Annotated in this window: 18 protein-coding genes, 6 tRNA genes, 1 rRNA gene and 1 riboswitch; of the genes, 19 read left to right on the top strand and 6 right to left on the bottom strand. The window is 35.4% G+C overall.

Going from position 1 to position 22,999, the window contains the following annotated elements:
• Window positions 1–8 precede the first annotated feature (8 nt).
• The 4 genes from rrf to F5ESL0261_RS10125 all read left to right on the top strand — a co-directional run bounded on the left by rrf (window position 9) and on the right by F5ESL0261_RS10125 (window position 1,550).
• A 5S ribosomal RNA gene (gene rrf / locus F5ESL0261_RS06820) occupies window positions 9–125 on the top strand.
• Between the two features lie 10 nt (window positions 126–135).
• A tRNA-Asn gene (locus tag F5ESL0261_RS06815) sits at window positions 136–208 on the top strand.
• An 8-nt stretch (window positions 209–216) separates the two neighbouring features.
• Window positions 217–306 (top strand) — tRNA-Ser (locus tag F5ESL0261_RS06810).
• A 1,088-nt stretch (window positions 307–1,394) separates the two neighbouring features.
• Window positions 1,395–1,550 carry a hypothetical protein gene (locus F5ESL0261_RS10125; RefSeq protein ID WP_158595203.1) on the top strand — a complete coding sequence of 52 codons (156 nt, stop codon included), beginning with the start codon at window positions 1,395–1,397 and terminating at the stop codon, window positions 1,548–1,550.
• Between the two features lie 484 nt (window positions 1,551–2,034).
• On the opposite strand, the gene F5ESL0261_RS06805 is transcribed toward F5ESL0261_RS10125, so the two are convergent.
• Complete coding sequence (locus tag F5ESL0261_RS06805) at window positions 2,035–2,703, bottom strand: hypothetical protein (protein ID WP_122052676.1); 669 nt, start codon at window positions 2,701–2,703, stop codon at window positions 2,035–2,037.
• 618 nt (window positions 2,704–3,321) lie between these two features.
• Between F5ESL0261_RS06805 and F5ESL0261_RS06800 the strand changes: the two genes are divergently transcribed.
• The 7 genes from F5ESL0261_RS06800 (at window position 3,322) to F5ESL0261_RS06770 (ending at window position 8,120) form a co-directional block, all read left to right on the top strand.
• Window positions 3,322–3,394: transfer RNA gene (locus tag F5ESL0261_RS06800), tRNA-Val, on the top strand.
• 119 nt (window positions 3,395–3,513) lie between these two features.
• Window positions 3,514–3,585, top strand: a tRNA-Glu gene (locus F5ESL0261_RS06795).
• 4 nt (window positions 3,586–3,589) lie between these two features.
• Window positions 3,590–3,662 (top strand) — tRNA-Val (locus F5ESL0261_RS06790).
• Window positions 3,663–3,743: 81 nt separating this feature from the next.
• Window positions 3,744–3,824, top strand: a riboswitch (SMK box riboswitch).
• The gene (gene metK / locus F5ESL0261_RS06785; RefSeq protein ID WP_122052675.1) at window positions 3,822–5,021 is read left to right on the top strand and encodes a methionine adenosyltransferase; all 1,200 of its coding nucleotides are present in this window, start codon (window positions 3,822–3,824) and stop codon (window positions 5,019–5,021) included. (Overlaps the previous riboswitch by 3 nt.)
• Before the next feature lie 29 nt (window positions 5,022–5,050).
• Window positions 5,051–6,505, top strand: a complete 1,455-nt coding sequence (locus F5ESL0261_RS06780; RefSeq protein WP_122052674.1) for an MDR family MFS transporter — start codon at window positions 5,051–5,053, stop codon at window positions 6,503–6,505.
• Between the two features lie 124 nt (window positions 6,506–6,629).
• Entirely contained in the window at window positions 6,630–7,376 is a 747-nt protein-coding gene (locus tag F5ESL0261_RS06775) for a tyrosine-protein phosphatase (RefSeq protein WP_122052673.1), read from the top strand.
• 255 nt (window positions 7,377–7,631) lie between these two features.
• Window positions 7,632–8,120 (top strand): cupin domain-containing protein, encoded by a 489-nt coding sequence (locus tag F5ESL0261_RS06770; protein WP_122052672.1) that lies wholly within the window; start codon window positions 7,632–7,634, stop codon window positions 8,118–8,120.
• A 70-nt stretch (window positions 8,121–8,190) separates the two neighbouring features.
• On the opposite strand, the gene F5ESL0261_RS06765 is transcribed toward F5ESL0261_RS06770, so the two are convergent.
• Complete coding sequence (locus F5ESL0261_RS06765; protein WP_122052671.1) at window positions 8,191–8,883, bottom strand: phosphatase PAP2 family protein; 693 nt, start codon at window positions 8,881–8,883, stop codon at window positions 8,191–8,193.
• Between the two features lie 256 nt (window positions 8,884–9,139).
• Here F5ESL0261_RS06765 and leuS point away from each other — a divergent pair, with 256 nt between their 5' ends.
• The gene (gene leuS, locus F5ESL0261_RS06760) at window positions 9,140–11,554 is read left to right on the top strand and encodes a leucine--tRNA ligase (RefSeq protein ID WP_122052670.1); all 2,415 of its coding nucleotides are present in this window, start codon (window positions 9,140–9,142) and stop codon (window positions 11,552–11,554) included.
• Between the two features lie 95 nt (window positions 11,555–11,649).
• The gene (locus tag F5ESL0261_RS06755) at window positions 11,650–13,293 is read left to right on the top strand and encodes a polysaccharide biosynthesis protein (protein ID WP_122052669.1); all 1,644 of its coding nucleotides are present in this window, start codon (window positions 11,650–11,652) and stop codon (window positions 13,291–13,293) included.
• 225 nt (window positions 13,294–13,518) lie between these two features.
• Here F5ESL0261_RS06755 and F5ESL0261_RS06750 read toward each other — a convergent pair whose 3' ends face one another.
• The 3 genes from F5ESL0261_RS06750 to F5ESL0261_RS06740 all read right to left on the bottom strand — a co-directional run bounded on the left by F5ESL0261_RS06750 (window position 13,519) and on the right by F5ESL0261_RS06740 (window position 15,493).
• Window positions 13,519–14,622: a pyridoxal phosphate-dependent aminotransferase gene (locus F5ESL0261_RS06750; RefSeq protein WP_122052668.1), complete on the bottom strand. Its 1,104-nt coding sequence runs from the start codon at window positions 14,620–14,622 to the stop codon at window positions 13,519–13,521.
• Window positions 14,623–14,785: 163 nt separating this feature from the next.
• Window positions 14,786–15,010, bottom strand: coding sequence for a PspC domain-containing protein (locus F5ESL0261_RS06745; protein WP_045928355.1), 225 nt, complete (start codon window positions 15,008–15,010; stop codon window positions 14,786–14,788).
• A 399-nt stretch (window positions 15,011–15,409) separates the two neighbouring features.
• Window positions 15,410–15,493: transfer RNA gene (locus F5ESL0261_RS06740), tRNA-Leu, on the bottom strand.
• Window positions 15,494–15,594: 101 nt separating this feature from the next.
• Here F5ESL0261_RS06740 and F5ESL0261_RS06735 point away from each other — a divergent pair.
• The 5 genes from F5ESL0261_RS06735 (at window position 15,595) to fba (ending at window position 21,361) form a co-directional block, all read left to right on the top strand.
• On the top strand, window positions 15,595–16,875 hold the full coding sequence (locus F5ESL0261_RS06735) for a serine hydrolase (protein ID WP_122052667.1): 1,281 nt from the start codon (window positions 15,595–15,597) through the stop codon (window positions 16,873–16,875).
• 1 nt (window position 16,876) lies between these two features.
• A complete protein-coding gene (locus F5ESL0261_RS06730; RefSeq protein WP_122052666.1) occupies window positions 16,877–17,719 on the top strand; it encodes an NAD(P)H-hydrate dehydratase in 843 nt (280 codons plus the stop codon).
• A gap of 41 nt (window positions 17,720–17,760) precedes the next feature.
• Window positions 17,761–18,408 carry a L,D-transpeptidase gene (locus F5ESL0261_RS06725; RefSeq protein ID WP_122052665.1) on the top strand — a complete coding sequence of 216 codons (648 nt, stop codon included), beginning with the start codon at window positions 17,761–17,763 and terminating at the stop codon, window positions 18,406–18,408.
• A 255-nt stretch (window positions 18,409–18,663) separates the two neighbouring features.
• Window positions 18,664–20,349 carry an arginine--tRNA ligase gene (argS, locus tag F5ESL0261_RS06720; RefSeq protein WP_122052664.1) on the top strand — a complete coding sequence of 562 codons (1,686 nt, stop codon included), beginning with the start codon at window positions 18,664–18,666 and terminating at the stop codon, window positions 20,347–20,349.
• A gap of 97 nt (window positions 20,350–20,446) precedes the next feature.
• Window positions 20,447–21,361 carry a class II fructose-1,6-bisphosphate aldolase gene (fba, locus tag F5ESL0261_RS06715; protein WP_122052663.1) on the top strand — a complete coding sequence of 305 codons (915 nt, stop codon included), beginning with the start codon at window positions 20,447–20,449 and terminating at the stop codon, window positions 21,359–21,361.
• Between the two features lie 54 nt (window positions 21,362–21,415).
• On the opposite strand, the gene F5ESL0261_RS06710 is transcribed toward fba, so the two are convergent.
• On the bottom strand, window positions 21,416–21,985 hold the full coding sequence (locus F5ESL0261_RS06710) for a histidine phosphatase family protein (protein ID WP_122052662.1): 570 nt from the start codon (window positions 21,983–21,985) through the stop codon (window positions 21,416–21,418).
• Between the two features lie 127 nt (window positions 21,986–22,112).
• Between F5ESL0261_RS06710 and F5ESL0261_RS06705 the strand changes: the two genes are divergently transcribed.
• Window positions 22,113–22,976, top strand: a complete 864-nt coding sequence (locus F5ESL0261_RS06705) for an aldo/keto reductase (RefSeq protein WP_122052661.1) — start codon at window positions 22,113–22,115, stop codon at window positions 22,974–22,976.
• Window positions 22,977–22,999 lie beyond the last annotated feature (23 nt).

The raw sequence follows: 22,999 nt of genomic DNA, 5'->3' as shown, positions 1-22,999 counted from the left end.
AGAAAAAGTACGGTGGCAAGAGCAAGAAGGAAACACCTGTAACCATGCCGAACACAGCAGTTAAGCTTCTTCACGCCGAGAGTAGTTGGTGGGAGACTGCCTGCGAGGGTAGGACGCTGCCGTGCTTTTTAGCAATCCGGCTTAGCTCAGTTGGTAGAGCGCTTGACTGTTAATCAAGATGTCGTCAGTTCGAGTCTGACAGCCGGAGTTTAAATTGGAGTGTTGTCCGAGTGGCTTAAGGAGCATGATTGGAAATCATGTATATGGGTTAATCCTGTATCGAGAGTTCAAATCTCTCACACTCCGTTAATAGTAATAAGAAGCTTGTAATATCAACTGTTACAAGCTTTTATTATGCTTTCGCACGGCATAAAAGTATAAAAAACGGCTCGACGTTCTGTTTTATTTCATCCGGTACTTTTGCAATTTCTTAGAATTTTGAATTAATTTATCTAGCATTCAGTCAATCCATGGCGCAATAGTGTGCTAATTTGTCGCTCTTAAATTATAGGAGAACCTCATGTGTAGACCTTAAACTTTCGAAATGAAATTCTTTTTCATTTATTCCAAAATTTTTAAAATGTTAGAGTAAAATTTTATTTACAACATTTGTGGAAGAGAAATAAATGTGAGTTTTAATGAAACTTGTTATGGTTCGTGAGATCTTGTTTCTTTTAAAATTATAATAAAACACAAATTTAGATAAATTGTGTTACAAACTTATGTGTCCTACATCAGATTACGAAGCCAAATTATCTTTTGTCGTGGCGGGAAAACCTTATTTTAAATCAAGCAACAAAATCAGCTATTCATTTTATGACGATGTAAAGAAGAAAACAGTTAGTTTCATTAGATGAAAATAGCGTTTATTCTAAGCTTCATGGATTTAAAGATTATTTTTATACTGATTTAAAGACCAAGACTAATTAGCTAAAATATAATAACAAACGCATTCAAAAGACTAAAAATAGTGTTCAAAATTCCAAGCCTCAAGGTATTGTTAGTGCTAATAGTGTTGTTTCACCTAGAGTCAGTAAAAACGTTTAAATGACTTCATATTAAGTGATCAAGTTAAGTTTTTTCAAGTAGCTGCAAAATTAAGAAAAATAAACAAATATAACACCAACAAGTATATCTTTAAAATTGAAGATAGAGTAGGATTGCCTTGCAGTTAATTAAAGATGGCTGGCCAGCTAATGTTAAAGTGGTCAGAAGAAATATGAACGAACTGGGCTTAGGGTTTAAAAGCCAATAAATGAAATTGGTGTAAGTGTTCTTGTTTTTGCCATATAGTTGGTAAGATTTCACTTAATTTAATTAAACTCAGCTGCTTTTACTTAAGACCAAATAAGAAATAGTACGCGGATATTACTGAATTTCATCTTAGGGGACAAATGATTTATTTGTCAACCATTTTGGATGGCTATGTTGGCGATATAGATTCCTACTCAATTTCAGGGCATCTTAATATGGAACTGGTAGTGTCAATGTTGGATAAAATTTTTCCTAAACATCAGGCTTTAAATGCTTGTGATTTCCATACAGTGTAATATCAAAAATTCGATTTATCAGAGTGTATTGAATTTACATGGCATTATTCAAAACGTGTAGCGCAAATGAAATACAATGCACGAGCGGATAGTGGAGAACTTCTTGGCTTGATTAAAACGAAAATGTTTTACGTCCAGGAATATAAGTACCATAATCTGCAAGAACTAACTAAAGAAATTGCGTAATAACACTGAAAGAAATAAAGACAGACCAAAAGGCTTGACTCCGAATGAATACCGGACTCAAGCCTTAAAGAAATTATGTTAATTTTTATCAAAATTTTAGGACTAAAAACATAATATAAATTTAAATTAGTCTTTTTTCATTAATAATAAGATCAATTGAATTGTCTTTTCTTTTTAAAATGTTTTTCATCAATCAAATTAATGGAATAAAACCCCTAAAGTTATGTTTTATAAACGAATTAAATGAATTAATAAAATTAAATAGGTTTGGCTTCTATAATGCTTGTGATTTTAGTAGTTAGTCTTCTACTAATTTTATTTTAGGAACATCAGAAGTTATTATTTCACCTTTATTTAATTCAACATGAATTTTTGATACCTGGCCGTAGTCTTTATCAGGGTGCTTTGCTAAAATTTCATTAATGTCATCTTCACCATTGTCAGAGAATATGTTTCCAGTTCCTCGTACAGCTTTAATAGTATAATCGCCAGGTTTGATATCTTTACCTACTGTCCAACTGCCGGGGGTTATTATCTTTCTAAAAATACGTTTGTCTGGAGTTGGGATTAGTTTTGTTGATTCAATTCCGTCAATCTTTATCTTTTCTCCTGCTTTTAAGTCAGTGGTGTACGAAGAAAGTTTCATCCATGTATCATCCTCAGTTGGCCCTAAAATGACATTTATATTACGATCATTAGGACTGTTTCGTGAAAATAGATTGCCACTACCTGAGACGGCCTTAATTACATAACGCCCTGGTTTAATCTCTTTACCGACTTTATGAGTACCCGCCGACAGTGTTACTGCTTTAGCAGTATTTTTCTCTATTACTACTTTTTTGCTTTGTCGATTGTTACTTCCACCTTTATCACCTGATTTGTTCGTATCATCAGCTGAACATCCTATCAAAGAAAAGATGAATAAGCTTGTTATTAAAAATGATAAGGTTTTTTTTTGATTACCCATTACTTCCTCCCAAAGATTTACTACCATAGGTTTAATGTCGCTGGCGTTATGGACAAAATATGAACCTTTATATTTAAGATTTTTAATGTAACAAAAACTTTATATAATTAAATTAAAAAATTTCATGTGATGCTTTTTTTTAATTCTAGTATAAATAATTATTATAGAAGATACAAGAATAGATTATTTTAAGTGACAATTTTTCAATATCAAAATATATTGTACTTTTTTAAAAAAAGTTGAAGTAGGATAAAATCTAACAAATGTATAAGAAAACTCTTTTATCAGAAAATAAAAATTTTTAATGGAATGTGAGAGATTTAAACTTTCGATATAAAATTTTCAATCATACTCCCCAAAATTAAGATGAAAAATACATAGAGATTAAACTCCGATTGTCATACTTGATCCAACAACTTCTTGAATAGTAGTCAAGCATTCTTCACCCGATCTAGTTATATCCTTACTCTTTAATATAAAAAAGAATTGAAAAAAGTTTAGTTAATTCATAGAAATTAATATTAATTAACAGAATCCTACAAAAATTTCAAAAAAATGTAGACATAAATAGAAACTTATGCTAAATTATTAAGAGTGGTCGAGAGATGACAACAAAATGGAGGATTAGCTCAGCTGGGAGAGCATCTGCCTTACAAGCAGGAGGTCACAGGTTCGAGCCCTGTATCCTCCATAATAATGGTGGTGTGAAGGGAAGTTCGCGCCGCCATTATTTATTGATTTAATAAATTGAATCCTTGCATTTTCTTTCAGAATAGGTATACTATTGAATGTGCTTTGATTCAGAATAATGACCCGTTGGTCAAGCGGTTAAGACATCGCCCTTTCACGGCGGTAACATGGGTTCAAATCCCGTACGGGTCACTTTGGAGGATTAGCTCAGCTGGGAGAGCATCTGCCTTACAAGCAGGAGGTCACAGGTTCGAGCCCTGTATCCTCCATCGTTCTATGGCTACCGAACATACGGTAGCTTTTTTTATTATCAATATAATATATAAGAACATAGAACGGAAATTTTAAAAAATCGGTTCAAGTCCTGAGAGGATCCTTAAATGGAGATGCCTTGTAACCGAATAGCTATTGTCTATAGGGGGACTAATATGGAAAAACGTTTGTTTACTTCAGAATCTGTTTCTGAAGGTCATCCAGACAAGATTGCTGATCAAATTTCTGATGCAATTTTGGATGCTATTATTGCCAAAGACCCACAGGCTCATGTAGCCTGTGAGACCATCGTAAATACTGGCATTGTCTATGTCTTTGGTGAAATATCAACCAGTGCTTATGTTGATATTCAAGGAATTGTTCGCAAGACAGTTTTAAGAATTGGCTATGATAAACCAGAACTTGGTTTTGATGGCAATAATTGCGCCGTCTTAATTGATATTGATGAACAATCACCTGATATTGCTCAAGGCGTTGATCATTCTCTTGAAACGCGTGAAAATCAATCTGACGAAGATCAGCTTGATCAAATTGGGGCGGGAGATCAAGGCTTAATGTTTGGTTTTGCAATCAATGAAACGCCTGAATTAATGCCTTTGCCTATTTCGCTTGCCCATCGTTTGATGAGACAGGTTGCCAAGCTACGTAAAGATGGTACTTTAACTTGGCTTAGACCTGATGCTAAGGCAGAAGTGACTGTTGAATATGATGAAAAACAAAAACCAACACGTGTAGATACCGTTGTTATTTCAACACAAACCGATGATCAGGTTTCAAACGAAGAAATTCGTCAAGCTATGATTGATTTGGCAATTAAAAAGGTAATACCTGCTAAATACCTTGATGAAAAGACCAAGTTCCTGATTAACCCATCAGGTCGCTTTGTTATTGGTGGACCTAAAGGTGATTCAGGATTGACTGGACGTAAAATTATTGTTGATACTTACGGTGGTTATGCTCGCCACGGTGGTGGTGCATTTTCAGGAAAAGATCCGACAAAAGTTGACCGCAGTGCCAGTTACGCTGCCAGATATGTGGCTAAAAATATCGTGGCTGCAGGATTGGCAGATCGCTGTGAAGTACAATTAGCTTATGCAATTGGCGTTGCCCATCCAGTTTCAGTTATGGTTGATACAGCCGGAACCGGCAAAGTAAGTGATGAACTTTTAACAAAAGCAGTACGTAAAGTCTTTGACTTGCGCCCAGCTGGGATAATTAAAATGCTTAATTTAAGGCGGCCGATTTATGAGCAAACAGCAGCTTACGGACACTTTGGCAGAACAGATATTGATTTACCATGGGAGCAAACGGACAAAGTTCAAGATCTTTTAAATTTTGTTCATGAAAATAAATAATTTAAGCAGCTAATGAAGGAGTTGTAATTGTGAAGAAGACAAATGTACGAGTAGTAATGATTGCGATTTTTATGACGACATTTATGACCGCCATCGAAGGTACAATCGTTTCTACTGCAATGCCGACAATTGTTTCCGATCTGAATGGATTAGAAATTATGAATTGGGTTGTTTCAATATTTTTGTTTATGACTGCTGTGTCAACTCCTTTATATGGCAAATTAGCAGACAGCTTTGGTCGTAAACCAATTTTTCTATTTGGAATAGCTCTTTTTGTGATTGGGTCTGCTCTTTGTGGTCAGGCTCAGAATATGGTTGAACTAATTTTATTCCGTGTTATTCAGGGACTGGGTTCTGGAGCTGTTCAACCAGTTGCGATGACCATAATTGCGGATTTATATAGTCTGGAAAAAAGAACAAAAATGCTGGGTCTCAACTCTGGTTTTTGGGGCGTAGCTTCAGTCATTGCTCCATTACTTGGTGGCTTTATTGTGCAAAATCTTTCTTGGCACTGGGTTTTCTACATTAATGTGCCAATTGGTATCATTGCACTTTTATTAATAATCTTTTTCCTTAAGGAACCGAAGAATAAGCAAAAGACTAAACTTGACGTTAAAGGAACATTTTGGCTAGTTGTTTTGCTTTTGACCTTAATGTTTACATTACAAGATCTTGGCACCATTAAACCGCTTATTTTAGCGGCTTTGGTTGCTTTAATCATCGTTAGTACAATTATCTTTTATCATGAAGAAAAGCGTGCCGCTGACCCGATAATGCCACTTTCAATGCTCGAGGGCAGAGAGTTCTTGGCTGTCAATATGATTACTCTGCTTGTAGCAGGGGTAGTAATTGGCTTTGAGTTTTATATTCCAACTTGGATGCAGGGCATTAACGGAACTTCTGCTACAATAGCAGGTTTTGCCGTAACTCCAAGTTCTGTTATGTGGGTTGTAGGTTCATTTTTGATCGGGGGCATGCTAAGTCGCTGGGGTGTAAGAAAAACCTTCTTTGGATTGCTTACAGTTCTTTTAGTGGCTGATTGTATGTTACTGCTTGTTCCTATTCATACTCCGTTTTGGGTATTTTGCGTCATAGCAACGCTTAATGGCTTTTCCTTTGGTGGAGTTCTAACCGCATCACAGGTTAGGTCACAGGTTTTAGTTTCTAAAGAAAATATTGGTGTTGCCACTTCCTTTAACACATTAATGAGGTATTTAGGTCAGACTATGATGGTTTCCATTTTTGGTATTACCTTCAATACTGTGGTGGCACATCAACTTGCAAAACATCCGAATTTAACACCAGACATGATGAACAAAATAGTTTCATCGGCTAAAGCCCAAGAACTATCTGCGACCTTAATTCCACAATTAAGGCAAGTACTTTTTAGTGCTTTAAAAGGGGTTTACTTCGTTTCGCTTGTTGCTATATTAATATCTGTTATTTTTAACTGTATTTATAAAAGCAAAGAGAAAGCTAATTAGTAATTCGATTTATAACAGACCTGCTGGTTTATTCGCCAGCAGGTTTTTTATTAGTAGAAATAATTTGCCTGAAAAATTATAATAAATAATATTAAACTTAATAAGTAATTGGAGTATTAAAAAAATGGCAAGGGAAATTACTAATTGGCGTTCCTTAGGTGGTTACACTGGATTTGAAGGAAGAAAAGTAAAAGACGGGTTACTTTTTAGATGTGGACAATTGTATAACTTGACTCCTTATCAAAAAGAACAAGTACAAGATAAATATCAAATTAAGAGAGTTTTTGATTTTAGGGGCGAGGAAGAAAGAAAACAATTTCCGGATTATTTGTGGTCCGGATTAGATTATGTTGTAATTGATGTTTTAAAAGATGCTCAGGTTAATCAAGCCAGTGTTGATGAAATTGTTTCTGGTAATAATCAGGCTGAAGAAGATATGCTTACCACCTATGAAGAATTAGCTTTACAGAAATCTGCTCAAAATGGCTACCATCAATTTTTAATGACTCTCATAAATGATCCTGTTCCGACAGCATTTCATTGTTTTGCAGGCAAAGATCGCACAGGAGTGGCAGCAGCTTTAATTTTGAAAAGCCTGGGAGTAAGTGATGATCAAATCTTAACGGATTATCTAAAAACTATTAAGGCGCGCAAGCAGGAAAATCAGGAAATTTTGGACTACCTAAGAGACCAATTAACAAGCTCACAATTAAAAGATGTTGCTATAGCTTTAACGGTTCAAAAGTCATATTTAGAACGGTATTTTTCTGCCATTAGGCAAAATTATGGGGATTTTGATAATTACCTGATTAAAGGACTGAATTTACCGAGTGATTTTAAGAGCAAAATGAGGCAAATTTATTTGGTATAAAATTTAATTGAAAATAAAAAAAGATATGTTTCTTAAATTTTGGAACCATACCATTTTTTTAGTTTTTGACTTGCTTCATAATTGATTTCAAATAATAGTACCTACCAATATAAAGTATTTACAATATTAGTTTTATTTTTAAACTATAGTAACTATTTACTTTATGAAATTAATTTTTAGATGACATTCTGACAAAAATAGGCTAGATTTGAAGAAAGTAGTTTTAATTATTCAAATTTTTACAAGGGAGAAAAAATGCAACACAACGATTATATTAAAAGTTTAAAACTTGAACCCCATCAGGAAGGTGGCTGGTTCAGGCAAGTTTATACTAGTGACAAAAAATTTTATGATGAAGACAGCAATGGAAATCGATTTTATTACACTTCAATTTACTTTTTGCTTGATGATACCAGTTGTTCTCACTTTCACCGACTGAACCATGATGAAATGTGGTATTACCACGATGGAGAAGCGATTACTATTCATTGTATTTCTCCAGAAGGTAAATACACTGCTGTAAAGTTAGGCAAAAATGTTTCAGCTGGAGAATATATGCAGTTTAAAGTTCCCAAACACACCATTTTTGCATCTGAAGTTACTAAACCAAACAGTTTTTGTTTAGTAAGCTGTGTTGTTTCACCAGGATTTGATTATCATGACTTTGAGATGCTTAAAAAGTCAGATTTATTAAAACAGTGCCCTGGATATCAAGATGTCATTAATCGCTTAGCAATTGACTGAGCTAAAATTCTAAATTAAGGTAGCAAAAAAGAGTTCGAATTATCACTAATTGATAAGAACTCTTTTTTAGTTAATAAATAGTACTTTGTGCTCTTTGATTTTCTAAGTAATAATGGTAAAGGAAGGAATATCCGATTAAAAGAAATGCGATTCCTTCTAAAAACCCGCCAACTACGTCAGAAGGGTAGTGAACGTGGTTGAAAATCCTTGTATAACCAATTAATATTGGAAAGCAGGCCCAAATGATGCACAATACAGTTTTAGTGGCTTTATTTTTTATTAATAAAATTGTTAAAACAATCAAAATTCCAAATAAAGTGGCACTGCCAACAGAGTGACCAGATGGGAAACTATATCCGTGAGCTGCCACAAGGTGGTGGGTAAGCGGTCTGTGACGAGCTATTGCGTGTTTGATGATCCAGTTGTAACCATTAGCCGCAATCATTGTTCCGGCGGAAAAAAACGCATAAGCAAATTTTCTGCAAAATGCTAAAACAATTACCAAGATGATTGTTTCAATCATAATTACATTGGTATTGCCTAAATTGGTAAATGTTGTAGCAAATTTGATTACTGCAGGATTGTTATTGCAAATAATATTTATGACAGTTTGATCAAATTTTTGGATAAACTGGTTTTCGGAAGCAACTAAAATTGCCCAAGCTGCATAAGCAATCAAAAAGATTGTAGCAGGTACTATGGTGTCTCTTTTTGTCTGAATTGTTTTGTTCAAAAACTTTCTCCCCTTGTTTTTTTTATTCATTGTGGTAAATTATAATCATTATTGGTCAAAAAATAAAGATCAGGAACTAGTAGCAATTTTGTTTTTCTATAGAGAAGAGTCGGAAGGTGCAAGACTTGAAAAATAGGTTGTGAACTGAGCCTGGAACAAATCTAACGTTTGCTATCCGCGTTAAGGGGCATGAGTGTCGCACTTTTGGTGCGGAACTTAGGTGGTACCGCGATTATTCGTCCTATGAAAAAATATTTCATAGGACTTTTTTTATGAGGTAAAAAATATGTACAATCACAAAGTTGTAGAAAAAAAATGGCAGGATTACTGGGAAAAAAATCAAACATTTAAAACCAGTAATGACCCGAAAAAGAAAAATTATTATGTTTTAGATATGTTTCCTTTTCCATCCGGTAAAGGACTGCATGTAGGACACCCAGAAGGTTACACAGCAACCGATATTGTCGCACGAATGAAGCGCAGTCAAGGCTATAACGTCCTTCACCCAATGGGTTGGGATGCTTTCGGTCTTCCGACTGAACAGTATGCTCTCCAAACTGGACAAGATCCGGCCGTTGTTACTACTGAAAATATTGCCAATTTTAAAAGACAGTTGAATACTTTGGGCTTTTCTTACGATTGGAACAGGGAACTTGCAACTTGTGATCCAAAATATTACAAGTGGACCCAATGGACATTTGAACAAATGTATAAAAATGGTCTAGCCTATGAGGCTGAAGCCCCTGTTAACTGGTCGCCAGATTTGGGTACAGTTGTTGCCAACGAAGATATTGTTGATGGTAAGACTGAACGTGGTGGTTACCCAATCTATCGCCGTAACATGAAGCAATGGATGCTTAGAATTACTAAATATGCTGACCGTTTGCTTGCTGGTTTAGACAATCTTGATTGGCCAGAAAACATTAAGGAAATGCAACGGAACTGGATTGGTCGCTCTGTAGGCGCACAAATTACTTTTAAGATTAAAAATTCCAATGAAACTTTTGATGTCTTTAGTACGCGTCCGGACACTTTATTTGGTGCAACTTACGCTGTATTAGCTCCAGAAAATGAATTAGTTCAAAAAATTATGACTGATGGTCATAAAGATGAAGTCAATGCCTATATTAAACAAATTGAATCTAAGTCCGACCTTGAAAGAACAGATCTAAATAAAACCAAGACAGGTGTCTTTACAGGTGCTTATGCAATTAATCCTGTAAATAATGAAGAAATTCCTATCTGGATTGCTGACTACGTACTTGGCAGTTATGGTACTGGTGCAGTTATGGCAGTTCCTGCACACGATACACGTGATTATGAGTTCGCTCAGAAATTCAATTTGCCTATTAAGGCCGTTATCAAAGGTGGAGATATTGCACAAGAAGCCTATACTGGTGATGGTCCACACATAGATTCTGAGTTCCTAAACGGGCTCAACAATGCAGAAGCTAAAGAGAAAATTGTGGCCTGGCTCACTGAACACCATGCTGGAGAGAAAAAGGTTAATTACAAGTTACGTGACTGGGAATTTAGTCGTCAGCGTTATTGGGGCGAGCCAATTCCAGTAATTCACTGGGAAGATGGAGAAACAACGCTGGTTCCAGAAGATGAATTACCGCTCGTTTTACCTCATGCTACTGACATCAAGCCCTCAGGAACACCTGAGAGTCCATTAGTTAATCTTAAAGACTGGGTTAATGTAGTTGATAAAAACGGACGCAAGGGTAAGCGTGAAACTAATACTATGCCTAATTGGGCTGGTTCATCATGGTACTTCTTACGTTTTGTTGACCCACACAATGATAATAAATTAGCTGATTACGAATTGCTCAAGAAGTGGATGCCGGTTGACCTTTATATCGGTGGTGCAGAACATGCTGTACGACACCTGCTCTATGCAAGATTTTGGAACATGGTTTTATATGATCTGGGAGTTATTCCGAATGAAGAGCCGTTCCAAAAATTATTTAATCAAGGATTAATTCTTAAAGATCATGATAAAATGTCCAAGTCAAAAGGCAATGTTGTTAACCCAGATGACGTGATCGATGAGTACGGTGCAGACAGTCTGAGAATGTACGAAATGTTCATGGGACCTCTTGATGCTTCTATTGACTGGGATGATAATGGTCCTGCTTCTACCAAGAAGTTCTTGGACAGAGTTTGGCGTTTATTTGTTAACGATTTAGACCTTAAAGCTATTCCTCAAGAAAATATTGTGTCTGAAAATGATGGCACCTTAGATAAAATATATAACGAAACTGTTAAGAAAGTTACCGAGGACTTCGATAATTTACATTTCAACACCGCAATTTCTCAATTAATGGTCTTCATTAACGCAGCACAAAAAGCTAAAACTATTCCAAGAAAATATGCGGAAGGCTTTATTACCCTCTTGGCGCCTATTGCTCCTCATATGATGGAAGAAATTTGGCAAATATTTGGTCATGATGAATCTGTTACGTTTGCAAAATGGCCAACCTATGACCCGGCTAAATTAGTTGAGTCAACGGTTGAGATTATGGTACAAGTTAATGGTAAACTGCGTGGGAATTTTACAGCTGCTGTTGGTTTGGATAAAGATGAAGTTCAGAAGGAGGCACTGGCTCTACCACATGTACAGAAGTTTTTACAAGGCAAAGACGTAAAAAAGGTCATTGTTGTACCGAATAAAATTGTCAATATTGTAGCTAAATAAAGTTAATTTTTCCTAAAGTGCAAAGTATATTTGTTGTTAATTGACTTTTTTCATTCACAATAATATAGTTAGTAAACTAGATTTAGGGAATATTAATGAGAGAAAATAATTTATCTGAAAAAAATACACAAAATACCTTCATTAGGGGCAGTGCATGGATGACTTTTGGCTCTATTACGTCACGTATTTTAGGAGCACTCTATATTATCCCATGGTTTTATTGGATGTCACCTTACGGCAATATTGCCAATGCATTAACTGCTAGAAGTTATAATATCTATAGTATTTTTATTTTAATATCTACAGCAGGTATTCCTGGCGCCGTTGCGAAACAGGTGGCAAAATATAATGCGCTTAATGAGTATGGTATCGGACGTAAGCTTTTTCATCGTGGTCTGATTTTAATGGTAATTTTGGGTATCATTTCAGCTGCAATAATGTACTTTGCTTCGCCTTTTTTGGCTTCTAATGGTTCGCAGATTGATCCCAGACAAGTAAAAGTCATGCGTAGTCTGTCATATGCCATCTTGATAATCCCTGTTTTAAGCATTATGAGGGGATATTTTCAGGGATATGAGGATATGATGCCATCAGCCATGTCTCAGTTTGTAGAGCAATTGGCACGAGTTATCTGGATGTTATTAACTGCCTATATAATTATGCAGGTGCAACACGGTAACTTTGTTGACGCTGTTGTGCAATCAAATTTAGCTGCAGCAATCGGAGCAATTTTTGGAATTGCCGTACTATCTTGGTTTTTGCTTTCGCGGCGTAACAAGCTTAATGAATTAGTTGAAAATTCTAATAATGAAATACAAGTTTCAACATCTGCTCTTTTTGCAGAAATTATTGCTCAGGCAGTTCCGTTTATTATTATTGATGCAGGAATACAGCTTTTTTATCTGGTAGATCAGTATTCTTTTCATCCAATGATTGCCAGTTTAATCAATGCATCCAATAATACAATTGAGACTTGGTATGCGTTATTTGCTCTAAATGCTAATAAGCTGATTATGATTATTGTGTCTCTTTCCAGTGCAATGGCAGTGACAACAATTCCTTTGTTGTCTGCAGCACACACAAAGCATGACTTTCACGGAATTTCAAATCAAATAGGTAACACTTTAGATTTATTTCTATTTGTCATGATTCCGGCCTCTTTTGGTATGGCAGCAATTTCTACACCGGTTTATACAATTTTTTATGGTTATGACAAGTTAGGTTCAAATGTTTTATATCTTTCATCATTTACAGCAATAAGTTTAGGTTTATTCACTGTATTGATGGCAATTTTACAAGGCCTGTCAGAAAATGGTCTTGCAATTAAATATTTAGTATTAGGACTAATTATTAAAATTTTAATGCAGTATCCAATGATCTATTTGTTTAAGGTTTTTGGTCCACTGATTGCCACTAACTTAGGGATGCTCGTTATTATCTTTATGGCTTTAAAACACCTTAAAGTCGGCTATAATTTTAACCAAGATCGAACAAGAAGGCGTTTTATCGGAATTACCGCATTTTCTGTAATCATGTTTTTAATCGTTTTGGCAGTAGAAAAGGGACTTGAGCTTTTCCTGAACCCTGCAAGCAGTTTGCAGTCATTAATCATTGTAGTTATATCCATTTTAGTGGGCTGCGTATTTTACGGATTTGCGGCAATTAAGTCTGATCTGGCACAGAAAATTTTGGGAGATAAAATTATTCCTATCTTAGAAAAATTGCATATTCATGCATAAGTGTGAAGCTAATATTAAAACTTGGTACCGTAATAAAAACGGTATCAAGTTTTTTGCTTTGACCTAAATATATTTAGAACTACTTTGTTAATCGACTTATATTAGCTTTTTAAAGTTAAATGAAAAACTCTTTGCTAACTGAATTAAAACTCGGTAAGCAAAGAGTTTATTAATTTAAACCGAAATGTAATATTTATTTTATTGACCTACTTTTTAAGCATGCAATTATTTATAATTCAAAGTATAGTCTACACAGTCAATAATCTTCTGCATACCTTTAAACAAAGCATCTTTTTCGGTAGATAAAGAAATTCTAAAGTATCTGTCAGAATACTCGAAATCACTACCTTTGGCGACAATTACATGAAAGTGGTCTTCTAATAGCTTATAGTACAAATCAACATCTTGGATTTCATCAGGAATTTTAATAAATATATATAAGCCTCCCAGATACTTTGAGAAAGCAAAATATTTACTTGCAGAAAGCAGCTTAGTCAGTTTTTTACCTCTTTGTCCAATTTCTTCAATGTGATGGGTATATTTCTCTGGTTCTTCTAAAATTATTTCACCAATGAATTGACTAATAGTTGGGGCACTAAAGGTGATTCCCTCATTATAATAACCGTCTTGCTTAATAATATCGGCAGGAGCAATCACATAGCCTAGACGTATTCCTGGGGTAGCAAAAGTCTTGGAAAAACTGCTGACTAATATTTGATGAAAAATGTCAGTTGAGACTGGTTGATATTTGTAGGTGCTCGGATAGTCACTATAAACATGATCATCAACTATAAAAATATTGTTTTCCGCACAAAGTTTATTCAAGAAGTTACGGTCTGTTTTTGAAATAGTTGCACCAGTAGGGTTATTAGGATAGTTAATGATAATAGCCTTGGTATTTCGATTTACTGCGTTTTTGATTTGGTCTTTTGGTAATGCAAAATCGGGAGCCTCTGATTTGACTATCACTGGCTTTGCGCCTACTCCTGCAATTAAATTTAAGTACGAAGGGAAAAAGGGAGCAATAACTATAATTTCATCACTTTGAGATTTGATGATTGACTTTAAGGATAAAAATGCACCATGTAAGCATGACACTGTGATTTGGATGTTATCTACATCAATATCTTTTATGCCATATTTTTCTTTGTAATATGTCACAATTTCTTTTCTGAGTTTTGGCAGACCCATACCCGGAGTGTATCCGTTGCCTTCATTTGCGACTCTTTTTACCAGCTTGTCAATTATTCTTTTGTTTATTCCAGAACGAAAATCCCCAATAGATAAGTCAATGTAATCCGATGGTAGTATATTAACGTCTAAGCTCATAATATATTAACCTTTCTTTAAGTAAATTATTGTATAAATCATATTATTTAATTCGAAAAAGGTCAAATTGCACAAAAATAAATTCAGGTCTAATTTTTCATATAATCGAATTTGAATTAAACTTGAATTTTGAGTAAGACAAATAAATTTATTTTTTAAAAATTTAGTACTTATGAAATTCACCGTCAGGAGTGTCATTACCGTGATCCTTTTCAGGCATAACAATTGCAGCAATAATATATAAAAGCAATCCTGTAAAGAATGAAAACAATATTAAGGCTCCGCCTCCAATCCTGGTCCACGCTTTATCCCAGCCAAAGTATTCTGCGACTCCGCCAAAGACACCGGAGACAATCTTATCCTCAGATTTTGTTAAACGTTTTTGCATGACTATACCTCCTTTTACTATAATTTTAATACAAAAAAATCATTTAAGTACAATTGAAAACATATTTTTAAAAATAATATGTAATTAAATATAATTCTTTAGCAAAATTAAGAGACGTAACAAAAACTCTGCGAAATACCATTGATCCTGTTAATAAGTATAGTAATTTTCAACACTAATATAAGCTATCAACTTTTGCTCAGTTTTAGTTAAATTGGCTGTTGCTGTTAGGAAACCATTGCCACTGTCAATTATGAAGTTCTTAATAATACACTAGAAATAAGGAAAAATAGAAAACAAAAATCGTAAAATAATTGAACAAGAGGAATTAAATAAATATTTAGGAAAAAGCAAAAGAGCTAGTTCCACAATGGACCAGCTCTTACTAGTTTAACGTGATGCCCCGAAAAAGATTCGAACTTTCACTTAGTTACCTAAACAGCGACCTGAACGCTGCGCGTCTGCCAATTCCGCCATCGGGGCTTATTATTTTTAGCACAGTAATAATCATACCAAAAATTTGGTAAAATGTAAGCATAAAACTTAAAATAATCCAAAAAATATCAGGGAAGGGAGAATCACACTTGAAAAAGAAAGCAAAAGCCATCATTCTATTTTTTATCAGCTTTTTATTACTGGCATTTCCAGTTGACGTGTATGCTGCTTCAAAATTGCCTGATAATTATGATCAAGATAAAGTAGCTATCGATGCTAAAGCAGCTATAGCAATTGACAGTATGACTGGACAATTATTGTATGGCAAAAATATTAATCAGCCATTGCCCATAGCTTCAATGACAAAACTGGTAACCGCATATTTAACCCTAAAGGCAATTGATCAGGAAAAAATCAATTGGAACACTAAGGTTACGCCTACTCGGCAAATTTTTGCCGTTGCCAGTAACAGAGAGTATTCAAACGTTCCCTTGCGTATGAAGCACACGTATACGATTAGACAATTGTATCAAGCAACCTTAATTGAATCCGCTAACGGAGCCGCAATGATGTTAGCAGAAGCAATTAGTGGTTCTCAGGTTGCGTTCGTTAAGCAAATGAGACAGCAGCTGCAAAAATGGGGCATTAAAGATGCTCGTATTTATACAACCTGCGGATTGCCCAACAAAAGCGTTGGTAATGATGCTTATCCTGGGGCAGGTAAAAATGATGAGAACATGTTGTCTGCCAAGGATATGGCTATTGTAGGTCAGAAATTAATACAGGATTATCCTGAAGTACTTAAGACTACTAAAATTGCTAAAATGGACTTTATTGACCAAAATATGGCAACGCCAATGAGCAATTTTAACTGGATGCTAAAAGGGATGCCGCAATATCATAAAAATCTAAAAATAGATGGTTTGAAAACAGGAACTACTGATGCTGCAGGTGCTTGTTTCATTGCGACTGCACCTCATCGTGGTGGGCGAATAATTACTGTAATAATGGGAGCAAAACATGTTACCAACACTGATCCTGCCCGTTTTATTCAAACAGCTAAACTGCTCAATTACGTTTATCAAAAATACGAGCCCTTGATTTTTCAGCGTAATGAAGTAATTATTGGTCACACTAATATGGCAGTTCACGATGGACAAGCCAGGCAGATAAATATTGGTATCAAAAATAAAGCACTGATCTGGATACCACGAAATGGCTCTAAATTTCAGGTGGGTTTAACATCCAAAACTGTTGAAGCTCCAGTAGAAAAAGGGCAAAAAATCAACGCTTATTACTTTAAGACCGGCAAAAACAAAATTATTTCACTGCAAAGTCCTAATGGCCTATTGTTGCCCGCCCATGCTTTAGAATCAACTAATAGAGTAAACATTTTTGTAAGGTTTTGGCGCTGGCTATTTGGAGGCTAATATGGCAGTAATTACAGAAGATATTTTGACTAAAGTAATAAAAAAAAGACCAAGTAATTCTCACAAAGGCAATTACGGCAGGGTCTTATTAATAGGTGGCAGTGAAAACTATGGTGGTGCAATTATCATGGCAGCCGAGGCTGCACTTAATAGTGGTGCTGGACTAATTTCTGTGGCTACCCATGCAGTGAACCTGAATGCACTGCATGCGCGTAATCCTGAGGTCATGTTTATTGACTGGCATGACCGGAATTTGGTAAATTTAATGAAAAAAATGGATGTTATCGTTTGTGGACCAGGTTTAGGATCCAGCACGTTTACTCGGCAATTAATGTCAACGATATGTCAAAATGTTTCTCAAAATCAAATATTGATTTTGGATGCAAGTGCTTTGGACATGATTGGTCAGGATGCAAAGATAATTCCAACTCAAATCGGTTTAGTGGTCATAACACCACATCAGATGGAATGGCAAAGGTTGAGTCAAATTAGAATCCCATATCAGACTGACAGTGCGAATTTAAATGCTTTGAAAAAGATTTTTCCTACACAAAATGCTGTTTTGGTTTTAAAATCAAATCACACTCACATTTATACCAAAGCTAATCAAATTTTTGTAAATCCGTTAGGCAACCCTGGCATGGCCACGGGTGGAATGGGAGATACATTAGCAGGTATTATTGGTGGCTTTACAGCTCAATTTGGTAATAATTTGGATTCTGTTCTGGCCGCAGTTTTTATTCATTCTTTAGCAGGCGATAAAATTGCTGAAAATAATTATGTGGTGCGACCGACTGAAATAAGTGCAATGTTGCCTCAGCTAATGAGTCAATATGCTAATTAGATATTTTACGTTAAAAATTTGGTTGGGAGAAAGGTTATAACATGAAGAAAAGTCTTTTAAAAGTTCTTACTGCTTTTTGTGTTTTATTAATATGTGCTATTAGTCTGGCACGAATTTCAATGCCATCTCAGCCAGAAACTAAAAACTCAACTAAGGAAGCGAAGAAAACAGCTGTTATTAAAACCGCAGCATCTTATCGACCGTACCGGGACCCAAAGGATTTACGTTCTCCTTTTAATTGGAAAAAGCCAAGTGAGACAAAGCCTTATCCTAAAATTAAGCATCTCGAAAATGACTTAACAATTAGAGTCTCCCTCAAGGGTAATCGAGTTTACATCTTGCGGGGTAATAAACGAGTGTACACCATGCTGGCAAGTGCTGGTTTGTTTAAAAAAGGCAAGTCATTGACACCAACAGGAAATTATAAAATTAAAAATGGTCGTGGAGACTCTTTTTATAATCCTGAATTAAATGAAGGTGCTAATAACTGGACTAGTTGGGACAAAGAAAATGTTTATCTTTTCCATTCCGTTCCTACGAAAGGCAACGGCAAATACAATATTAAAGAGGCTGAAAAGCTAGGTGTCAAGCCTGCCTCTCATGGCTGTATCAGATTAAGCGTTCCTGATTCACGCTGGTTGGCTGAAAATATTCCAGTAGGTACCAAAGTAATTATCAAAAATAACTAAAAAATTTGGCTCAGCTTTCATTTCCTGTTATAATCTTTTGGTGAAAGTGGTTAGGAGTAGTAGGCATTTTTTTAGAAAAGCGAGCTTGAGTTGGTGAAAGTCAAGCTGGAAGAATGACTGAAGGCGTGTCTAACTAATAATTTAGCAAATTTAATAAGCGGATACTTTGTATCAAATAGAGTGGTACCGCGGGTTATAACTCGTCTCTTCTTCAAATAATGAGGAAGAGACTTTTTTTGGCATTTAGGAGGAAAAATGGATTTTAAAGATAAGGTAGTTGACTTAATCGCTAGTCAGGTTGACCTTCCCAAAGATCAAATCAATTCATTAATTGAAAGACCAAAAAATGAAAAAATGGGTGACTATGCTTTTCCAGCCTTTGCATTGGCAAAAGTGCTGCATCAAAATCCTGTAGTTATTGCGCAAAATATTGCAGACAAACTAAAAAGCAGCGACTTTGCTTCAATTAAAGCTGTTGGACCCTACGTTAATTTTTCTATCAATCACAGCAAGTTGATTTCACAAACTCTCACAGAAATCTTGCAACAAAAAGAACATTATGGTGACCAAAAATTGGGAGAGGGGAATGTTCCTATTGATATGTCTAGCCCCAACATTGCAAAACCAATGTCGATGGGGCACTTAAGGTCAACAGTAATTGGCAATTCAATTGCCAAGACCCTGCAAAAAGTTGGTTACACACCAATTAAAATCAACTATTTAGGTGATTACGGCACACAATTTGGTAAATTAATAGCGGCCTACAAGCACTGGGGTGTGGAAGAAGACGTTAAAAAAGACCCGATCATGAATTTATTTAAATATTACGTCAAGTTCCATAAAGAAGCTGAAAAGCACCCTGAGCTTGAAGATGAAGGTCGGGCGTGGTTTAAGAAACTAGAAGAGGGTGATCCAGAAGCAGTTAAATTATGGCAATGGTTCCGGGATGTTTCTTTAGCCGATTTCAACCGTATTTACAAAGAATTGGGAGTCACTTTTGATTCATATAAAGGTGAGGCTTTCTTTAACGATAAAATGCAACCCGTGATTGATGAGCTGAAAGAAAAAGGACTTTTGCATGAGTCTCGTGGTGCACAAGTGGTTGACATGGATGAAGATGAAAATCCAGCTTTGATTGTTAAATCAGATGGCACTAGCATCTACTTGACACGTGATCTGGCAGCTGCGATTTATCGTATGAAAACTTATCATTTTGTTAAAATGCTTTATGTGGTCGGCAACGAACAGGCTCAGCATTTTGTAGAATTAAAATCTGTTTTGAAAAAAATGGGTTATGATTGGGCTGATGAAATTTACCATGTTCCTTTTGGCTTGATTACTCAAAATGGTAAAAAGTTATCTACTAGAAAAGGCAATGTGGTTTTTCTTGATCAAGTGTTACAAGACGCCGTTAAACTAGCTCAAAAACAAATTGAGCAGAAAAATCCTGATTTGACCAATAAAGATCAAGTAGCTCATGATGTTGGAGTTGGCGCAGTTATTTTTCATGATTTAAAGAATGAAAGAACCGAAAACTTTGACTTTGACCTTGATGAAGTTGTTCGTTTTGAAGGTGACACAGGTCCATATGTGCAGTATACAAATGCTCGTGCACAAAGCGTTTTGCGCAAGGCTGCTACTCAAGGTCACGAACCGCAATTAATAGATATAAAAATCGATGATGACTGGTCTTTTGGTGTTGCTAAGTCCCTTGCTGATTTTCCTCGTATCATTGCTCGCAGCAGTGATAAGTTTGAGCCGTCAGTTATTGCTAAGTTTGCTCTTGATTTAGCTAAGAAATTTAACAAGTATTATGCAAATGTTAAAGTTTTAGTAGATGATGATCAAATTAGTGCTCGATTGGCACTAGTTCAGGCAACTTCAATTGTTTTAACTGAATCTTTGCGTCTATTAGGTGTGAATGCTCCTAAAGAAATGTAAAAGTTTTAAATAATAACGTTTACATCAAATAAAAGATTGTTCAACGATTAATTAATACGATACAATATGACTGTAAGTTTAATAGGAGGTATATTTAATGGCATATTTAGATAATGGTAATCAAATCTTTAAAGATGCTCGTAAAAACCATTATGCAGTAGGTGCTTATAACACTAACAACTTGGAATGGACACGTGCAATTTTACAGGCAGCTGAGGAAACAAGAACCCCAGTTTTAATTCAGGTGTCAATGGGTGCAGCTAAGTACATGGGTGGCTATAAAGTTGCTAAGGACTTAGTTGAAGACGAAATTGATGCAATGGATATTTCTGTTCCAGTTGTATTGAACTTAGATCACGGTAGCTTTGAAGCTGCTAAAGAATGTATTGCTCTTGGTTACTCATCAGTTATGTTTGATGGTCATGCATTACCAACTGAAGAGAACTTAGCTAAAACTAAAGAAATTGTTAAGTTGGCGCATGAACGTGGCATTTCAGTTGAGGCCGAAATCGGTAAAATTGGTGAGAATCAAGGTGCCGATGGTGGTGAACTTGCTTCTGTTGAAGACGCAAAAACTTTCGTAGCTGCAGGTGTTGACAAACTTGCTTGTGGTATTGGCAATATCCATGGTGTTTATCCAGAAGGCTGGAAAGGTTTAAACTTTGATCGTTTGAAGGAAATTGCGGATGCAGTTTCTGTTCCATTGGTATTACATGGTGGTTCAGGTATTCCTGAAGACCAAGTTAAGAAAGCTATTTCTCTCGGAATTTCTAAAGTTAACATTAACACAGAATTCCAATTAGCTTTTCAAGCTGCTACTCGTAAGTACTTTGAAGCACATAAGGATGAAGATAAGGACAACAAGGGTTACGATCCTCGTAAGCTTCTTCTTCCAGGTACAGAAGCAATTACAGCTTCAATGAAGGAAATGATCACATGGCTTGGTACTCCATCAATTGATGACAAGATTAAGTCAGCAGGTTTTGACAAGAGTTCATTGAACTTGGAATAATTTAATAATTATAATATAAGAGAGATCAATCTGAATGATTGATCTCTCTTTGCTTTAACAGCTGGGGTTAAAAATCGACTGCAAACGGAAAACACCATTTTCATAGTCGTATTTTAAGACTGAACAGTTTTTAAAGTGATATTTGCGTTCAAAAGTATTATATTTTTCCCACTTTCTGTAAAAATTTGCTATAGCACCGGCGTGCGATACAATCAGAATATGTTGATAAGGAGATGATTCTGCAATACTGATAATCGCTTTATTGATTCTTGCGACTACCTGTTTTTGGGATTCACCACCAAATTGAACAAAAAAGTCGTTATAAGGTAGTGGCGGATTTAAGTGTTCACCTTCTCCTTCGTATGCGCCGAAATTCCACTCACGTAAATCTTTATGCGTTTCAAAAGGTAGATCGGTCACTATTTTTAAAGTATCTATTGCCCTTTCAGAAGTTGAACAATGCGCCTCTTCTAGATTGATTTTCTCATGTTCAAAATAATCTTTTTTCGTTGCTTTTGCTTGTTTAATTCCTAATGAAGTTAAAGGTGAATCACAAAATCCCTGGATCTTATGTTGGACATTAAACAAAGTTTGTCCGTGACGCATTAGATAAACATATTTCATATTTTTACCTTCTTTGATATATACATTTAATTGTAAACAAAAAGATCATAAAAATCTAAATGAAATATATTGACTTAAAGTCCAATTTAAGCGTTATACTCAAGAAAAGAAGTATGGAGGGATAAACATGATTTTTGAAGAAACATTTACACTTAATAATGGGGTAAAAATCCCTAAACTAGCATTAGGAACCTGGAAAATCCCGGATAACGAGGTAGCTTCGCCCGTGCAAACTGCCTTAAAAATGGGTTACAGGCATATTGATACTGCTCAGGCATATCATAACGAAAAAGGAGTTGGCCAGGGTATCAAAGATTCAGGTATTAGCCGTGATCAAATCTTTGTTAATTCTAAAGTAGAGGCTGAAATCAAAAATTATCAAGAAGCTAAAAAGTCAATTGATGAAACCCTTACTCGCATGGATCTTGACTATTTAGATATGATGATTATTCACAATCCTCAACCTTGGAAGGAAGTTAACCAGTCAGATGATCGTCATTTTGAAGGAAATATAGAGACTTGGCGAGCATTAACAGATGCTATGAAAGAAGGAAAATTACGCGCAATTGGCGTTTCCAGTTTTCAGCCGGAAGATTTGCAGAATTTAATTGACAACAGTGATGTTAAACCAATGGTAAATCAAATTTTGTGTCATATTGGAGCAACACCAAAAAAGTTGATTGATTTTTGTCAAGAACATGACATTGTTGTGGAGTCATTTTCGCCAGTTGCTCACGGTGAGGCTCTGACGAATACTCCTATTAAGACTATGGCAGAAAAATATCAAGTTTCAGTTGCCCAGTTATGTATTCGATATGATTGGCAGCTTAATACAGTAGTTTTGCCAAAGTCTGTTAATCCAGAGCATATGAAACAAAATTCAGAATTGAATTTTGAAATAAGTGATGTAGACATGAAAACTTTGGAGAATATTCATAATTTTGATTATGGCACTTCGAGTCATTTTCCAGTATTTGGTGGAAAAAGATAAAAAAGAGTGCTTCAAATCTTTTA

It is taken from the genome of Lactobacillus sp. ESL0261 (assembly GCF_003693025.1).
Classification (GTDB): Bacteria; Bacillota; Bacilli; order Lactobacillales; family Lactobacillaceae; genus Lactobacillus; species Lactobacillus kullabergensis.
Note: the sequence above shows the minus strand (reverse complement) of the source record. Positions and strands in the feature narration are given on the sequence as shown.

What these genes read in the sequence shown, in the direction of transcription:
- fba (WP_122052663.1), top strand. Translation starts at nt 20,447, where the DNA reads ATGGCATATTTAGATAATGGTAATCAAATCTTTAAAGATGCTCGTAAA.
- F5ESL0261_RS06765 (WP_122052671.1), bottom strand. Translation starts at nt 8,883, where the DNA reads ATGAATAAAAAAAACAAGGGGAGAAAGTTTTTGAACAAAACAATTCAG.
- F5ESL0261_RS06755 (WP_122052669.1), top strand. Translation starts at nt 11,650, where the DNA reads ATGAGAGAAAATAATTTATCTGAAAAAAATACACAAAATACCTTCATT.
- F5ESL0261_RS06730 (WP_122052666.1), top strand. Translation starts at nt 16,877, where the DNA reads ATGGCAGTAATTACAGAAGATATTTTGACTAAAGTAATAAAAAAAAGA.
- F5ESL0261_RS06705 (WP_122052661.1), top strand. Translation starts at nt 22,113, where the DNA reads ATGATTTTTGAAGAAACATTTACACTTAATAATGGGGTAAAAATCCCT.
- F5ESL0261_RS06770 (WP_122052672.1), top strand. Translation starts at nt 7,632, where the DNA reads ATGCAACACAACGATTATATTAAAAGTTTAAAACTTGAACCCCATCAG.
- F5ESL0261_RS06745 (WP_045928355.1), bottom strand. Translation starts at nt 15,010, where the DNA reads ATGCAAAAACGTTTAACAAAATCTGAGGATAAGATTGTCTCCGGTGTC.
- F5ESL0261_RS06805 (WP_122052676.1), bottom strand. Translation starts at nt 2,703, where the DNA reads ATGGGTAATCAAAAAAAAACCTTATCATTTTTAATAACAAGCTTATTC.
- F5ESL0261_RS06710 (WP_122052662.1), bottom strand. Translation starts at nt 21,985, where the DNA reads ATGAAATATGTTTATCTAATGCGTCACGGACAAACTTTGTTTAATGTC.
- F5ESL0261_RS06750 (WP_122052668.1), bottom strand. Translation starts at nt 14,622, where the DNA reads ATGAGCTTAGACGTTAATATACTACCATCGGATTACATTGACTTATCT.
- F5ESL0261_RS06775 (WP_122052673.1), top strand. Translation starts at nt 6,630, where the DNA reads ATGGCAAGGGAAATTACTAATTGGCGTTCCTTAGGTGGTTACACTGGA.
- F5ESL0261_RS06725 (WP_122052665.1), top strand. Translation starts at nt 17,761, where the DNA reads ATGAAGAAAAGTCTTTTAAAAGTTCTTACTGCTTTTTGTGTTTTATTA.
- argS (WP_122052664.1), top strand. Translation starts at nt 18,664, where the DNA reads ATGGATTTTAAAGATAAGGTAGTTGACTTAATCGCTAGTCAGGTTGAC.
- F5ESL0261_RS10125 (WP_158595203.1), top strand. Translation starts at nt 1,395, where the DNA reads ATGATTTATTTGTCAACCATTTTGGATGGCTATGTTGGCGATATAGAT.
- leuS (WP_122052670.1), top strand. Translation starts at nt 9,140, where the DNA reads ATGTACAATCACAAAGTTGTAGAAAAAAAATGGCAGGATTACTGGGAA.
- metK (WP_122052675.1), top strand. Translation starts at nt 3,822, where the DNA reads ATGGAAAAACGTTTGTTTACTTCAGAATCTGTTTCTGAAGGTCATCCA.